This window comes from Mycobacterium shimoidei, assembly GCF_900417275.1.
GTDB lineage: Bacteria > Actinomycetota > Actinomycetes > Mycobacteriales > Mycobacteriaceae > Mycobacterium > Mycobacterium shimoidei.
In genome coordinates this window covers 2,099,568-2,113,782 of sequence record NZ_UEGW01000001.1, presented here as the reverse complement: position 1 = coordinate 2,113,782, position 14,215 = coordinate 2,099,568, and the positions used below count along the sequence as shown (strand labels likewise).

Genomic DNA, 14,215 nt, shown 5'->3' with positions numbered 1-14,215 from the left:
CTACCGTTTGAAAGATGACTACTGCGGTGCAGCCAGCCGGTCCAAGTCGCGAAGAGTTCTCCGAACGCTTGCTCAAAGGCTCGGTCAAAAAGTCGTACGCGCCGGTCGTCGACATTGACTGGGACGCCCCGCTTGACCCGGACAAGTTCTACCTGCCCCCCAAGCTCGTGTCGCTGTACGGCACGCCGATGTGGGACCAGATGACGCGCGCCCAGCAGATCGAGCTTTCCCGCCAAGAGCTGGTCAACACGCTGTCGGCGGGCATCTGGTTCGAGAACATGCTCAATCAGGCGCTGCTGCGCAAGCTGATCCACAAGGACCCGACCACCCGCTCGTCGCACTACGCGCTGACCGAACTGGGCGACGAAACCCGCCACATGGTGATGTTCGGCAAAGCCATCGAACGGGTTGGCGCCAAGCCGGTGCGTCCGCGGCTGTATCACCGGATGATCATCAACACGCTGCCGTTCTTTTTCCGCGGCTCGGTGCTGTGGGTGGCCGCGCTGATCGGCGAGGAGATCTTCGACTCGTTACAACGCCAGATGATGGACGACCCCGAGCTGCAGCCAATGATCCAGCGGCTGATGCGGATTCACGTCACCGAAGAGGCCCGCCATATCCAGTTCGCCCGCGACGGACTGCGCAAACGGGCGGCGCACATGCGGCGGCTGGAGCGGTGGTTCGTGGCGAACATCAACGGGCTGGGCGGCTGGTTCTTCCGCTACCTGTTCACCAACCCGATCCCGTATGCCCGCGCAGGTCTCGACGCGCACCACGCCCGGCTGACCGCGCGCACCAGCCCGCACCGCCATGCCGTGCAGGTGGCCGGCTTTGCGCCGCTGGCGGCATTTCTCGATGAGGTGGGGTTGATGGGACCCCTCGCGCGTCGGGGATGGGCGCGCACCAAGTTCCTGTGATCACCGCCGACGTCGTTGTCGTCGGCGCGCACATCGCGGGCTTCCCGACCCTCGATGGTGAGCTGACCAGCGCGGTGTTCGACGATGACGCCGATGCCTGGACGCTGACCACGCGCGGCGGCGACGAGTGCCGCAGCCAGATCGTCATCGCACGTTCACCGCTAGTGCCGTGGATTCCGGATCTGCCTGGGCGCAATGAGTTTCGCGGTCTGGCGTTTCATGCAGCCGCGCCCGGGCCGGGCTTCGACCCGACCGGCAAACGCATCGCGGTGATCGGCGCCGACGCCGAGGCCGGCCGGCTCATCGAGCGCATCACCGGCCGCGCGGCCAAGCTCGAGGTGTTCGCCTACGCGCCCCGGCGGGTCGTCGGCACGACCCGCCGACGCCGGCGCCGTCGACCACGGATCTCGGTGACATCGGAGCCCATCGACAGCCTGACAGCGTCGGGCATCCGGACTCGCAGCGGCGTCCACCATGAGGTCGACGTGATCATCTACGGCACCGGATTCGCCGTCCCCGATCAGCTCCCCGCGCTGGTCGGAGCCGGCGGAATAACCCTGCCGCAAGCCTGGCGGGACGGGATGGAGCCCTACCTCGGCGTCGCGGTGCACGGCTTCCCCAACTACTTCTTCGTCAGCGGGCCCGATTCCGAGCGCTACGTCGCCGCCTGCCTGCAGCTCATGGACGGGCAGTCGCGAATCGAAGTTCGGCGCAGCAGCCAACAGACCTTCAACGAGCGCGTCTACCTGCACAGCCCGAAGCCCGGTGCGATTGCGTCGGCATTCGACGTGTCGAACCCAAGACCCGACGGGACGTACCGGGGTGCGGCCACGCTGACGGTCGCGGACACCAGCCGGGCGGTTCGTGTCCACTTGATCGGCCACGTCGACCCCATCGATGGCCAATACCATTGGCAAGGAACAGTTTTCGATCCACCGGACCTGCTCAAGCCTGGCCGGGCGGTGACGCTTGCAATCGGCAACTGCAGCGCCTCGGCGCGCATCACCGAGGAAACGCCGCAGGGCACCCACTCCATCGCCGGTGTCGGCGCTCCGCCGTTCGCGTCGCAGTAGCCAAGCCGCGTCGTCAGGATTTCGATTCGACAAGCTGTCTGGCGACGGCGATCAGCGGAGTGTTCGAGCGCTGGGACAGCCGCTTGAGCAGCTCGAAGGCGTGCACGGCGTCGATCCCGAACCGCTCCATGAGGATCCCCTTGGCTTGGCCGATGACGTCGCGGGAAGCCAGTGCGCTGCGGAACTGCTCATCGCGGCGCACCAAATTCCACGCCAGTGCCGCGTGGGTTGCCAGGATCAGGCCGAGTTCAGCCGCATCATCGTCGAACGCCTCCCGCTGCTCGGCGTAGAAGTTCAGCGCACCCATGGTCTGGCGGTTGGTGTACAGCTGAAACAACATGGCCGACCGGATCGGCGTCTCTTCGGCGGCGTCCCGACTGTACGACGGCCAACGAGTGTCACATGCCATGTCGCCGATGCGGATGATGTGATGCTCCCAGGCCGCTGACAGACAGGGCCCCTCGCAGTGGCGTTGCTGGATGTCGTCGAGAATCTCCGGATAGGGGCCGGTAGCCGTCGTCGTTTGAACTGTGCCGTCGCGGAACACGGTCGTGATGCCGGCATATTGTGCGGCGGGTACGGACTGGACGGCGTTCTCGATGAGTTCGGCGAGGACGAAGTCGACATCCATCGACTGCTGTTGCAGTGCTTGGGCCAACTCCGCGACTTCCAGGAGGTGGCCGCTAGGGCCCTGGGGCGCCATGCTTGCTCGCTTCGATCGCCTCCGGCTTATTGTCCTCGTGGCGGACATACTCAGCAACAGGAGGCGTTGTGCGGTTCAGCTACGCGGAGGCGATGACCAACCCGGCGTTCTACATTCCGCTGGCCAAAGCCGCGGAGGCGGCCGGGTATGCCAGCATGACGATCGCCGACAGCATCGCCTACCCCTTCGAGTCGGACTCGAAGTACCCGTACACGCCCGACGGCAGCCGCGAGTTCCTCGACGGCAAGCCGTTCATCGAGACGTTTGTGTTGACCGCCGCGCTGGGTGCGGTGACGACGACGCTGCGGTTCAATTTCTTCGTCCTCAAGCTGCCCATCCGGCCGCCGGTCCTGGTGGCCAAGCAGGTCGGTTCGCTGGCCGCACTGATCGGCAACCGTGTGGGCCTCGGTGTCGGTACCAGCCCCTGGCCGGAAGACTACGAGTTGCTCGGCGTCCCATTCGCCAAGCGCGGCAAGCGAATGGACGAGTGCATCGAGATCATCCGGGGACTCACCACCGGCGAGTACTTCGAGTTCCACGGCGAGTTCTACGACATCCCCAAAACGAAAATGACCCCGGCCCCCACTGCGCCGATCCCGATCCTGGTGGGCGGGCACGCCGACGCCGCATTGCGGCGTGCCGCGCGGGCCGACGGCTGGATGCACGGCGGCGGCGACCCGGCCGAGCTGGACCGACTGATCGCACGGCTCAAAGGCTTTCGCGCGGAGGAAGGCAAGACCGGCCCATTCGAAATCCATGTCATCTCGGCCGACGCATTCACCGTCGACGGCGTCAAGCGACTGGAGGACAAGGGCGTCACCGACGTGATCGTGGGTTTCCGGATGCCCTACACCAAAGGCCCTGACACCGAGCCGCTGGACACCAAGATCCGCAACCTGGAAACGTTCGCCGAGAAAGTGATCGCGAAAGTCTAGACGTTACAACCTATCCCACACCGGAGCCCGCTTCTGTTGGTGCGCCAACGCGGCCTCGATCGGGTTGTTGGTGAACCCGCTGATGATCTGGGTGCGATTCTCGATCTCCTTGGCATGCCGCAAGCTGGGCGCATCCAGCGCGGCATTGAGCCCAATCTTGGTCTGCCACACACCGTATGCGTTGTTCTCCACGATCGAACGCGCCATTGCCAACGCCGCATCGGTCAGCCTGTCGAGCGCCACTACTTCGTGGACCAGGTTGATGCGGTATGCCTCGGCCGCATCGATGATCCGTCCGGTCAACATCAGTTCGCGCGCCACTCCGGCACCGACGATTCTGGGCAACAGGTAGCTGGTGCCCATATCCATCGAGGAGAATCCCGCCTTGATGAACACCGAACCGAACCGGGCCGCCTCGGCGGCGATCCGGACATCGCAATGCAGCGCGTAAGCCAGGCCGCCGCCGACAGCGACGCCGTTGACCGCAGCGATCACCGGTATCGGCAACTCGTAGAGCCGGGTCAGCTGATCGGCCAGGCGAACCTGGGCGTCGTAGTTGACCTTGAACGCCGGGGTGTCCGGCGCCGGCTTGGTCCACGGCTCACCGGTGCCGGACAGGTCGGCCCCGGCGCAAAACCCGCGTCCGGCGCCGGTCAAGATGGCCGCCCGATACTGTCCGCTGCTGAGCGTGTCCAAGGCGGCATCCATCGCGTCCAGCAGCGACCCGTCGATGGCGTTCAACCGCTCGGGCCGGTTCATCGTGACAACGGCGATCTGGTCTTCGAGAGTTTGCAATTGCACAGCAGTCATATCCGCACGGTAGGCGAGCACCGCTTACGGTGGAAGCGATGACCGAGAACATCCTCTCTGATTCCACGATCGCCGCGATGTCCCCGGCGGAACGCCGCGACTTGATCGCCCGCCTGGAACGCCCAGTTGACGAGCTGTTTTCCCGGTCGGGGGCGTTCGAGCGAATTCGACGTGTCCGTATCGGGTTGATGGTCGCCGGATCCGTGCTGCTGATCCCGTGGATCGTCTATCTGGCGTTCACGCTGCCGGACACCTATGTCGCCCACAACTGGACCGCAACATGGGTCGGATTCGACTGTCTGCTCGTTGTTTTCATGGCCGCCACGGCTGTGCTCGGATACCTGCGCCGTCAGATGCTGGTTCTCACCGCATTCGCCACCGGGGTACTGCTGATCTGCGACGCCTGGTTCGACATCATGACCGCGGGCCCAGACGACATGTGGTTAGCCATCGCGACTGCCGTGTTCGGCGCGTTGCCGCTGGCGATCATCCTCATCGGCGGTCCGCTGCGGATCATTCGCGTCACCGCCACCCGGTTGTGGCTGCTGGAGCCCGGGGCCCGGCTGTGGCGACTGCCGCTGTTGCCCTAGCCGTTTGCGCTGTGCTTGGCGAACCAGTCGGCCTGCATCGCCAACAGCGCCATCGGCGGCAATTGCGGTGTGGTGGGATCGAGTTCGCGATACCGCTGATAAACATTGACGACGACGCGCTCGGCATCCAACCACGCCGCGTACTCGCCGAGGTCAATGGTGGCGGCGGCCTCGGCGAACGATAGGCCCTTGCGATAAGCCGCCTCGGCCTGCTCGTTGATGTGAGCCAGATACCCACGCACTGCGCGGATTCCGTCGGGATCGGTGACCGGACCATGGCCGGGCACCACGATCGGCGCGTCCAGGGCGATCATCGCATCACAGGCCGCCACCCAATTGGCGATCGGGCCGGCCCACACGATCGGCGTGCAGCCGATGAACAGCAGGTCGCCGCCGAACAGCACCCCCGCGTCGGGCACGTGAACGACGGAGTCGGCCGCGGTATGCGCAGGCCCCAGGTTCAGCAGCCGCACCACACGGCCGCCGATCTCGACCTGAAGTTCGTCGTCGAACGTCTGGTCGGCATTGCGCAACGTGATGCCACTGAAGTCGAAGGGCCCGAAGCGATCTCGCAGATACCGCGTCGCCACCGGTCCCAGGTCGGCGGTCTGGGTCATCGCCAGCATCTCGGGAGCCATGCCGTGTGCAAGCTCCTCGGCGGTGCCCTTGGCGGCGATGATCCGCACCGAGCGGTCCAGCAGCTGATTGCCGTGCGTGTGGTCGCCGTTGGAGTGGGTGATCAGCGCGTGGGTGATCGGGGCACCGTCAGTGACCGGCCGCATCGCATCCAGCATTTCGCGGGTCAATGCCAGATCGAACAGCGTGTCGACCAACAGCGACGCGCCGTCGCCGGCGACCAGCCCGGCGTTGCTCCAGCCATACCCGCCGTCGGGCAACGTCCACGCCCACACCCGGTCGGCCACCTGGTGCAGCCCGCGGGTGTAGGGAACTTTCGCCGGAGCCCGATTGACTCGCGGCTTGTCAGCCGCGGCGTCCGGATTCGGCCGCGGCGGCAGGCGGTGCGGCGCCGGACTGTGGCGGACCGTTTGACGGATCTCGCCCAAACCTTGGACTCGCAGCGTGACCACGTCGCCGTCGCGCAGCCAACCGCGGAACGATTCCGGCTTGCTGGGGTCGAGGTGCTCGACGAGCGTGCAGGTGGGCACCGTCCCTGAGCCGAAAACATCGCCGGGAGTGAGCATTACGCCCCGCGAGGCATAGGAGATGACCTCACCGAAGCTCCAGTCCATTGTTCCCGTCGACCCCGATCCGATCACCGCGTCGTTGACCAATGCGGTCACTTCGAGGCTCAGTTTGCCGTCGCGGCGATACGGTTCCAGTTCGTCGGGCGTGACCAGGTAGGGACCCAGCGTGACCCCGCTGTCTTTACCCTTGGCCTGGCCGATCGCCAGTTGGCCCTCCAGTTGCTGCAGGTCACGCGCGGACCAGTCATTGAAAATGGTGTAGCCGACGATCGCCTGCTCGGCTTCCTCGACCGACAGATCCTTGCCCGAGACGCCGATCACCGCAGCGATCTCCAATTCGAAGTCCTGCCAGGCACTTCCGGGAGCCGTGGGCGCATCATCGTAGGGACCGAGCACGGTCGACGGGCAGGCAAAGTAGAACGCCGGAATCCGATACCAGGTGTCTTTGAGCACCCGCCCGCCGCCCATCGCCGCCTGGCAGTTGCGCATGTGGTCCAAAAAGCACAACGAGTCGCGGATCGACGGCGGGCGCGGAATCGGCGGCCTCAACGTCACCTGGCGCAGAGCAACGGTCTGCGGCGAACTCAACGCATCTTCAGCGGCTTCCCGCAGTCCGGCGCTGCCCCGCGCGATGAGCTCGAGCAGCGTCACGCCGGGCGGCATCGGATGGATCGCATCGCCTACCAGCACTCCCGTGCGTTCACCGTCATCAGCTCTAAATGTCACCCACCGCATGAGCAACAACATACTTACCGCGGTGTGGCGAACGTCACCATGTCGACTCTTCGCCTGCTTACGACAACCGCGTCGGGGGGCGGCGATGGTTCGGTTGGTTGCCGCCCGTCCGCGACGAAGCTAAGTTCGGCGCGCGATGGGATACCGAAAAAGCATCAGCAACGTCGTCCCTTTGCGCCGCACCGTCGGCGTCCCGCTCAGTAACGCCACATTGCCACTGCATTCCCAACGAATCGATGTGCCGACGTATGACCGCTCGGCCCTGCGGCCCAGTGTCGTCCACATCGGCCCAGGCAACTTCCACCGCGCTCATCAGGCCGTCTACTTCGACGACCTTGCCCGCTCGGGTGTTTCCCGCCAGTGGGGAGTCACCAACGTCAGTTTGCGCACGCCCAGAGTCAAAGATCTGCTGTCGGCACAGGATGGGCTCTACACCGTGGTTCAACGCGGGGAGCGCCAAACGGCTCGCGTGGTCGGCTCCATCGGCGGCTACCACTACGCACCGCACGACAGCGTGGCTGTCCGCACCGCCCTGGCTGACCCCCAAACCCGCGTCGTCAGCCTGACGATTACCGGCAACGGGTATTACCTGGACCCGCGCACCGGGGAATTCGACGCTACCCACCCCGACGTGCGTGCCGATCTCGCGGCACCGAAATCCGCGAAGTGCTACGCCACCGCGTGGGCTTATCTGACCGAGGCCCTCGACCGGCGCCGCCGCGCCGGTATTGCCCCGTTCACGGTGCTGTGTTGTGACAACATCCCCGACAACACACCGACAGCGCGAACCGCGCTGGTGTCGTTCGCCACGTTGCGTGATCCGCGCCTCGGCCGCTGGATCGAGCGCAATGTCGCGTTCCCGTCGACCATGGTCGACCGGATCACCCCACAGACCTCCGAGGAGGACTGCGAGTTCGTCGAACGCACCTTCGGCATCGCCGACATGCTGCCGGTCGTGACCGAACCGCATTGTCAATGGATCATCGAGGACAGCTTTTCCCACGGCCGCCCGCCGCTGGACGAGGTCGGTGTCGAGTTCGTGGCCGACGTCAGTGACTACAAGCTGGTTAAAACCCGCCTGCTCAACGCAACTCATATGGCACTCGGGTGTCTGGCCACGCTGGCCGGCTATCAGCGCACCGGCGAAGCGATGAGCGACCCGGTGATCTTCGGTTACGTCGAGCAGCTGATGCGCGACGAGATTCAGCCGCTGCTGCCGGCCAGGCATCCGATGAACACCCGCGGCTATCGGAACACACTGCTCACCCGACTGTCCAATCGCCGCATTCCCGACCAGTTGTCACGGTTGGCGCGCAGGGGGTCGGAAAAGATGCCGTCGTTCGTGCTGCCGTCCCTGCACGAGGCGATCAGGCAGGGCCGACCGCACACGCTGCTGATGCTGGCAGTAGCCGGGTGGGCCCGATACCTGCGGGGCACCGACCTCTACGGCCGCAAAATCCGCATCGACGATCCGCAGGCGGACGTGCTGACGGACCTGGCGACGCGCGCAGGAAACGGTGCCTATCCGCTGCTGGAACATGAGATCTTCACCGAATTCCGCGGTACCCCCGGCTTTGCGGAACAGCTCGGTGATCTGATCGCCGACATCGACGAGCGCGGTGTGCGGGCCGCGCTGCGCCAGGCATTGCAGGACACTGCCCGGGAGCTGGCATGAAGCGCAATCAGCAGAGGCTCGCGGTGATCCGCGAATTCGACCCAGCGTCGATCACCACGCTGCTTTGCGACGCCGACGACAACCTCTTCGCCTCCGAAGCGCCGGCGTTCGACGCCTCGGTCGAAGTGACCAACCGGTTTTTGGCCAGGTTCGGCGTGTCGGTGCCGCTGAGCGCCGACGAGCTGCGAAAGAAAGCCGTCGGCAAGAACTTCCGCAGCACCGCACTCGATCTGGCTGTGCTATGCGAAGTGCCGCTCGAGCAGACGCTGGCAAAGGACCACCCCGCCGCCGTCGTCGCGTCAGACAATGACGTGGCAGCAGGCCGGGCGCTGTGCGCCGACGAACTCGAGCAATGGGTGCGCCAGGAACGCGAGCACGTCACCGCTCATCTGGCCGCCACCTTGAGTCCGGACCCACAGGTCGCCGCCGCACTGCGGAGCCTCGCTTCGCGGTATAGGTTGGCCGCGGTCAGCTCGAGTGCGCTTGCGCGCCTGGACGCCTGCTTCGCCGCCACCGGCCTGGATCAACTCATTCCGGCGAATATGCGCTTCAGCGCAGAAGATTCGCTTCAGGTACCGACGAGTAAGCCTGACCCGGCGGTGTATCTGCATGCCGGTGAGGTTATGGATATCGGCCCGCGTCAAGGGCTGGCCATCGAAGACTCGGTGGCCGGGGTGACCTCCGCGGTGGCGGCCGGCTACCTCACCGTCGGCAACCTGTTCTTCGTGCCCGACCACGAACGTGCTTGCCGCAGGGCCGAACTTGCCGATGCGGGTGCACACGCGATAGCCGAGTCGTGGTCTGCGCTCACCGATGCCCTGCTGGCGCCGGCCGTCAAGTAACTATTCCCGGTGCACCTCGTCGGGTGTCTTGTCCGGCCGCAGGCCCCGCCAGCTGGCTTGGCGCAGCCGACCGTCCGACGTCCATTCGCTGTAGCGGACCTCGCCGACCAGCGACGGCTCGACGAACGTCACACCCTTGGCGTCTTTGTTGGGAAGCCTGGTGTTAAACGGTGATTCGTCGGTGTGTAGCGGCTCCAGAGTCTTCTTCAGGTTGGCGAGATCGCGTTCGGTGAAACCGGTGCCGACCCGGCCGGCGAAATGCAACCCGCCGTCATCGGGAATGCCCATCAACAGCGAGCCGATGCCGCTGGTGCGTCCGCCCTCGCCGGCGCGCCACCCGCCGATCACGACTTCCTGGGTCTTCCAGTGCTTGTCCTTGATCCACGACGACGAGCGGCGCCCCGGCTGGTAGGTCGAGTCGCGCCTTTTGGCGATCACACCCTCCCATCCGCGGGTGCGCGAGTGCTCCAACGCTTCGGCACCGTCACCGGGCAACAAGTCCGGAACAATCAAATCGGTTCCCCTGGCCAGTGTTTCCAGCAGACGGCGACGGTCACGGTATGGGACACGCAGCAGCGAGCGGCCGTCCAGATACAGCAGGTCGAACGCCCAGTACTCGATGCGGGTGGCACGGACCCGATTCTGCATCTCGGAGAAACTCGGCACCCCCGATTTGTCGAGTGCCACTACCTCGCCATCGAGCACGAAGTGATGATCTTCCAGATCGCTTGCCAGTGACTGCAATTGGGGGTAGTCCTTGGTCACGTCACGACCGCGGCGCGATCGAAGCCGAACAGCGCCCCGGTCCGCCTCGAGGATAAGCCGGTAGCCGTCCCACTTGCCCTCGAATGCCCACACCGACGCCTTGAGGTTTTCTACCGAGCCCTCCTTGGCGAGCATCGGAGCGATGTCGTCGAGGTCGAAGACCCTCTGGTCCTTCATCCGGTGTGCTAACCACTGGTCGCCGCTGGTCTGGATCAGCGCGTAACGCCCGGAGATTCGGTCGCCGTGCAGCGTGACGATGACCTCTCCTTTTTCGCCGGAGTCGCGGAACTTCTCGGTCTCATAAGTGCCGGAGTCCCAGATGACGACCTTGCCCGCGCCATACTCACCCTTGGGGATGGTGCCCTCGAAAGTGCCGTACTCCAACGGGTGGTCCTCGGTGCGCACCGCCAGATGGTTGGCCGACGGGGTGTGCGGCAGATTCTTGGGAATCGCCCAGGACACCAGCACACCGTTGCGCTCCAACCGGAAGTCGTAGTGCAGCCGACGAGCGCGGTGCTCCTGAATGACGAACGTGTTGTCGTGGCCGGTCGCGGGTGTCGCCGCGGGAACCGGCTCGGGGGTCTTCGACGCGTCCCGCATGCTGCGGTACTTCGTCAGTCGGTCCGCAAGCCGCACCTCGGCGTCGAGCGGGGCGAGCAGATCGCCATCGCGTTCGACCCGGGCCAGCACTTCGTCGTATCTGAGGTGACGAAGCTTCTTGTCGTCGAGTTCCTCCCAGGTGCGCGGCGCGGCGACGGTCGGCTGCTCGCGGCCACGCAGTGAATACGGCGCGATGGTGGTCTTCGACCCGTTGTTCTGACTCCAGTCCACAAACACCTTCCCGGCCCGCAGACTCTTGGTCATGGTCGAGGTCACCAGCTTGGGCATCGCCTTTTCCAGTTGCTGCGCAACACGTTTGGCCAACACAACCGCACCCCGGCTGCTGACCGGCTTGTCCAGCGGAGCGTAAAGGTGCAATCCTTTGCTGCCGCTGGTGAGCGGAAAAGTGGTTAGCCCGATGTCGGCAATCAAGTCCCGGACCGCGCGGGCCACCTCGGTGAGCTGGGCCATCGTCACGCCTTCACCGGGGTCGAGGTCGAACACCAATCGCGTTGCCGGGCCTGGCTTTAGCTTTTCCCCACTGCGGGTCCATTCGGCGACGAACCGCCACTGCGGTACATGCACCTCCAGCGCGGCCTGCTGCGCGATCCAGGCCAGCCCGAGCTCGCTGTCGATGATCGGATACGTCGTCGTTCCCGATTTGTGCACCACACTGGCGCGCGGTAGCCAGTTGGGTGCGGAGTCGGCGAGCTGCTTTTCGAAAAACGACGGCTCATCGACGCCGTTGGGCCAGCGTTTGCGGGTTGCCGGGCGCCCGGCGATATGGGGCACCATCACTTCGGCGATGCTGGTGTAGTAGTCGAACACCTCGGCCTTGGTGGTGCCCGTCGCGGGATACAGCACTTTGTCTGCATTGGTCAGCTTCACCCGCGGCGCCATACCGCCAACCTACGCGTCATCGATTATCGTCCTCGCCGTAAATAAGCCGGGGCTTCAGGCACGAAAAACGTTAGACCGACGGCCGCATCGGGCACGCGGTTATATGCCCGCAACATCGCCGCCGTGCTCAGGAGTGTGCAATCGTGCCTAACGCGATGAACTTGAACAATGCAGCGCTGAGAACGCTGCTCATCCCGGGACCAAACTATGACCGCGGCCAGGTCGGCGTCGGTATCGCCCATATCGGGACCGGTCACTTTCACCGGGCGCACCAGGCCATGTACATCGACCGGTTGCTGCAGCGGGGCCTGGCCAACGAGTGGGGCATCTGCGGGGTCGGGGTGTTGCCCACCGACTGGCCGATGCGCGACGTGCTGCGGGATCAGGACGGCCTCTACACGCTGATCGCGGAGAACCCCGACGGCAGCCGCGACCCACGGGTGATCGGCTCGATCATCGACTACCGCTACGCCCCCGACGATCCGGAGGCGGCCCTCGAGGTGCTGGCCGCACCAACCACCCGGATCATTTCGATGACCATCACCGAAGGCGGCTACCGCGATCCGGACGGGCCCGCATTCGCATTGATCACCGAGGCTCTGGCCACACGCCGCGACCGGAAAATCGCCGCACCGACAATCGTGTCGTGCGACAACATCGAAGCCAACGGTGAGGTCGCGCGGCGAGCGGTCCTCGCACATGCCGAACGCCGGGATCCCGCGCTCGGCGAATGGGTGGCCGAACACGTCCGGTTCCCCAGTTCGATGGTGGACCGGATCACCCCGGCCACGACACTGGATGTGGCCGAGGCGGTGCGACGCGAGATCGGGGTCAACGACCGGTGGCCGGTGGTGGCCGAACAATTCAGCGCCTGGGTGCTCGAAGACGACTTCGCCGATGGCAGGCCACCGTTGGAAGAAGCGGGCGTGCTGATGGTCGACGATGTAAGACCGTACGAGTTGATGAAGCTGCGACTGCTCAATGCGGGCCATCAGTGCCTGTGCTATTTCGCGCATCTATGCGGCTTCGAGTTGGTTCACGACGCCGCCCGCGACCCGCTGATCGCCGAATTCCTACTCGCCTACTTCGAATTCGAGGCCATCCCGACGCTGCCGTCAGTGCCCGGGGTGGACCTACACGACTACAGCCGCACGCTGCTCGAACGGTTCGCCAATCCGGGCGTGCGCGACACGGTTTCGCGGCTGTGCGCCTACTCGTCGGATCGCATTCCGAAGTGGCTGCTTCCGGTGATCCAGGACAACCTGGCCAGCGGTGGGTCGGTTCGACTGGCGGCGGCGACCGTGGCCAGCTGGGCCCGCTACGCCGAAGGCACCGACGAATGGGGTAAGCCGTTCGAGGTGGTGGACCAGCTGGCGGATTCGCTGGTGCCGATCGCCCGGTCGCAAAAGGAGAATCCCACCGCGTTCATCGAGATCACTGCGGTGTTCGGGGATCTGGCGCAGCAGCCGCGTTTCGTCCAGGCATATCGCTGGGCGCTGGATTCGTTGCACCGCAAAGGAGCTCGCGCCACGCTGGAAGAACTGCTGCGATGAACCGCGCACTGGTGATCGGCGAATCGCTGATCGACATCATCGACGGCAACGAGTACGTCGGCGGCAGCCCGCTCAATGTCGCAGTGGGCCTGGGCCGGCTGGGCCGCGGCGTCGACCTGTTGACCCACGTCGGCGACGACCCGTACGGCCGGTTGATCGCCGAGTACGCCACTGCGTCCGGGGTGCAATTGGTTTCAGGTGGTGCCGGCCCAGGCCGGACATCCACCGCGCGAGCCAGCGTGGGCGTAGACGGGTCGGCCGACTACGTGTTCGATCTGACCTGGCAGCTTTCCGGCACTCCGGCGGTGGCTCCACCGCGGGTGGTACACACCGGATCGATCGCGTCCGTGCATGAGCCCGGATGTCTGGCGGTCGCGGCGCTGATCGACACCTATCGAGTCTCGGCGACGGTGACGTTCGATCCCAATGTGCGCCCCGCGCTGATCGGCGACCCCGACCTGGCCCGCGAACGTATCGGGCATTTAGTCGAACGCAGTGACATCGTCAAAGTCAGCGAAGAGGACCTGCGCTGGATCTCACCCGACCATCCGCCCGAAGCGACCGCGCGGGGATGGCTGGCTTGCGGTGCCTCGATCGTTGCCGTGACGCTGGGTGACCGCGGCGCGACGGCGCTCTGCCGCGGTGGCGAGATCCGGGTTTCGGCCGCTAGAGCGCAGGTGGTCGACACCGTCGGCGGCGGAGACGCCTTCATGGTCGGTCTCATCGACGCGCTGTGGACGATGAACCTGTTGGGCGCGGATCGTCGCGACGAATTGCGTCGAATCGGACCGGAAGCCCTGACCGGCGCGCTGCGAAGGGCGACGTTGCTATCGGCGTTAACGGTTGCCCGGGCGGGCGCCGACCTGCCGGATCGGGCCGCCGTCGATGCCGCGGCGGACGCTGTTTAGACGC

General features: G+C 65.3%; 12 protein-coding genes. 8 read left to right on the top strand and 4 right to left on the bottom strand.

The genetic code is table 11. The features are described 5' to 3' along the window. Positions 1 to 14: 14 nt before the first annotated feature. Both MSP7336_RS10395 and MSP7336_RS10390 read left to right on the top strand, forming a co-directional pair. The gene (locus tag MSP7336_RS10395; protein ID WP_069396170.1) at positions 15 to 917 is read left to right on the top strand and encodes an AurF N-oxygenase family protein; all 903 of its coding nucleotides are present in this window, start codon (positions 15 to 17) and stop codon (positions 915 to 917) included. Then, the gene (locus MSP7336_RS10390; protein ID WP_425325739.1) at positions 914 to 1,990 is read left to right on the top strand and encodes a DUF4873 domain-containing protein; all 1,077 of its coding nucleotides are present in this window, start codon (positions 914 to 916) and stop codon (positions 1,988 to 1,990) included. The genes MSP7336_RS10395 and MSP7336_RS10390 overlap by 4 nt, the downstream gene beginning before the upstream one ends. A 13-nt stretch (positions 1,991 to 2,003) precedes the next feature. On the opposite strand, the gene MSP7336_RS10385 is transcribed toward MSP7336_RS10390, so the two are convergent. Next, positions 2,004 to 2,693, bottom strand: a complete 690-nt coding sequence (locus MSP7336_RS10385; protein WP_113963646.1) for a GAF and ANTAR domain-containing protein — start codon at positions 2,691 to 2,693, stop codon at positions 2,004 to 2,006. Between the two features lie 68 nt (positions 2,694 to 2,761). On the opposite strand from MSP7336_RS10385, the gene MSP7336_RS10380 reads away from it, so the two are divergent. After that, positions 2,762 to 3,628 (top strand): TIGR03619 family F420-dependent LLM class oxidoreductase, encoded by an 867-nt coding sequence (locus MSP7336_RS10380; RefSeq protein ID WP_113963645.1) that lies wholly within the window; start codon positions 2,762 to 2,764, stop codon positions 3,626 to 3,628. A 3-nt stretch (positions 3,629 to 3,631) separates the two neighbouring features. Here the strand turns inward: MSP7336_RS10380 and MSP7336_RS10375 are convergent, their stop codons facing one another. Continuing rightward, positions 3,632 to 4,438 (bottom strand): enoyl-CoA hydratase/isomerase family protein, encoded by an 807-nt coding sequence (locus MSP7336_RS10375; protein WP_069396173.1) that lies wholly within the window; start codon positions 4,436 to 4,438, stop codon positions 3,632 to 3,634. 38 nt (positions 4,439 to 4,476) lie between these two features. On the opposite strand from MSP7336_RS10375, the gene MSP7336_RS10370 reads away from it, so the two are divergent. Next, on the top strand, positions 4,477 to 5,028 hold the full coding sequence (locus MSP7336_RS10370; RefSeq protein WP_069396174.1) for a hypothetical protein: 552 nt from the start codon (positions 4,477 to 4,479) through the stop codon (positions 5,026 to 5,028). Here MSP7336_RS10370 and MSP7336_RS10365 read toward each other — a convergent pair. After that, on the bottom strand, positions 5,025 to 6,968 hold the full coding sequence (locus tag MSP7336_RS10365) for a fumarylacetoacetate hydrolase family protein (protein WP_113964863.1): 1,944 nt from the start codon (positions 6,966 to 6,968) through the stop codon (positions 5,025 to 5,027). The two genes, MSP7336_RS10370 and MSP7336_RS10365, sit on opposite strands and share 4 nt — an antisense overlap. A 136-nt stretch (positions 6,969 to 7,104) precedes the next feature. Between MSP7336_RS10365 and MSP7336_RS10360 the strand changes: the two genes are divergently transcribed. Together MSP7336_RS10360 and MSP7336_RS10355 are read left to right on the top strand one after the other, a co-directional pair. After that, positions 7,105 to 8,643 carry a mannitol dehydrogenase family protein gene (locus MSP7336_RS10360; protein WP_069396175.1) on the top strand — a complete coding sequence of 513 codons (1,539 nt, stop codon included), beginning with the start codon at positions 7,105 to 7,107 and terminating at the stop codon, positions 8,641 to 8,643. Continuing rightward, positions 8,640 to 9,485, top strand: coding sequence for an HAD family hydrolase (locus MSP7336_RS10355; RefSeq protein ID WP_113963644.1), 846 nt, complete (start codon positions 8,640 to 8,642; stop codon positions 9,483 to 9,485). Before MSP7336_RS10360 ends, MSP7336_RS10355 begins: the two co-directional genes overlap by 4 nt. Here MSP7336_RS10355 and MSP7336_RS10350 read toward each other — a convergent pair whose 3' ends face one another. Beyond that, positions 9,486 to 11,750 (bottom strand): ATP-dependent DNA ligase, encoded by a 2,265-nt coding sequence (locus tag MSP7336_RS10350; protein WP_113963643.1) that lies wholly within the window; start codon positions 11,748 to 11,750, stop codon positions 9,486 to 9,488. A gap of 155 nt (positions 11,751 to 11,905) precedes the next feature. Between MSP7336_RS10350 and MSP7336_RS10345 the strand changes: the two genes are divergently transcribed. Both MSP7336_RS10345 and MSP7336_RS10340 read left to right on the top strand, forming a co-directional pair. Next, positions 11,906 to 13,303 carry a mannitol dehydrogenase family protein gene (locus tag MSP7336_RS10345; protein WP_069396178.1) on the top strand — a complete coding sequence of 466 codons (1,398 nt, stop codon included), beginning with the start codon at positions 11,906 to 11,908 and terminating at the stop codon, positions 13,301 to 13,303. Then, complete coding sequence (locus tag MSP7336_RS10340) at positions 13,300 to 14,211, top strand: carbohydrate kinase family protein (protein WP_113963641.1); 912 nt, start codon at positions 13,300 to 13,302, stop codon at positions 14,209 to 14,211. Before MSP7336_RS10345 ends, MSP7336_RS10340 begins: the two co-directional genes overlap by 4 nt. Positions 14,212 to 14,215 lie beyond the last annotated feature (4 nt).

What these genes read in the sequence shown, in the direction of transcription:
- MSP7336_RS10395 (WP_069396170.1), top strand. Translation starts at nt 15, where the DNA reads ATGACTACTGCGGTGCAGCCAGCCGGTCCAAGTCGCGAAGAGTTCTCC.
- MSP7336_RS10385 (WP_113963646.1), bottom strand. Translation starts at nt 2,693, where the DNA reads ATGGCGCCCCAGGGCCCTAGCGGCCACCTCCTGGAAGTCGCGGAGTTG.
- MSP7336_RS10375 (WP_069396173.1), bottom strand. Translation starts at nt 4,438, where the DNA reads ATGACTGCTGTGCAATTGCAAACTCTCGAAGACCAGATCGCCGTTGTC.
- MSP7336_RS10370 (WP_069396174.1), top strand. Translation starts at nt 4,477, where the DNA reads ATGACCGAGAACATCCTCTCTGATTCCACGATCGCCGCGATGTCCCCG.
- MSP7336_RS10365 (WP_113964863.1), bottom strand. Translation starts at nt 6,968, where the DNA reads ATGCGGTGGGTGACATTTAGAGCTGATGACGGTGAACGCACGGGAGTG.
- MSP7336_RS10360 (WP_069396175.1), top strand. Translation starts at nt 7,105, where the DNA reads ATGGGATACCGAAAAAGCATCAGCAACGTCGTCCCTTTGCGCCGCACC.
- MSP7336_RS10355 (WP_113963644.1), top strand. Translation starts at nt 8,640, where the DNA reads ATGAAGCGCAATCAGCAGAGGCTCGCGGTGATCCGCGAATTCGACCCA.
- MSP7336_RS10350 (WP_113963643.1), bottom strand. Translation starts at nt 11,750, where the DNA reads ATGGCGCCGCGGGTGAAGCTGACCAATGCAGACAAAGTGCTGTATCCC.
- MSP7336_RS10345 (WP_069396178.1), top strand. Translation starts at nt 11,906, where the DNA reads ATGAACTTGAACAATGCAGCGCTGAGAACGCTGCTCATCCCGGGACCA.
- MSP7336_RS10340 (WP_113963641.1), top strand. Translation starts at nt 13,300, where the DNA reads ATGAACCGCGCACTGGTGATCGGCGAATCGCTGATCGACATCATCGAC.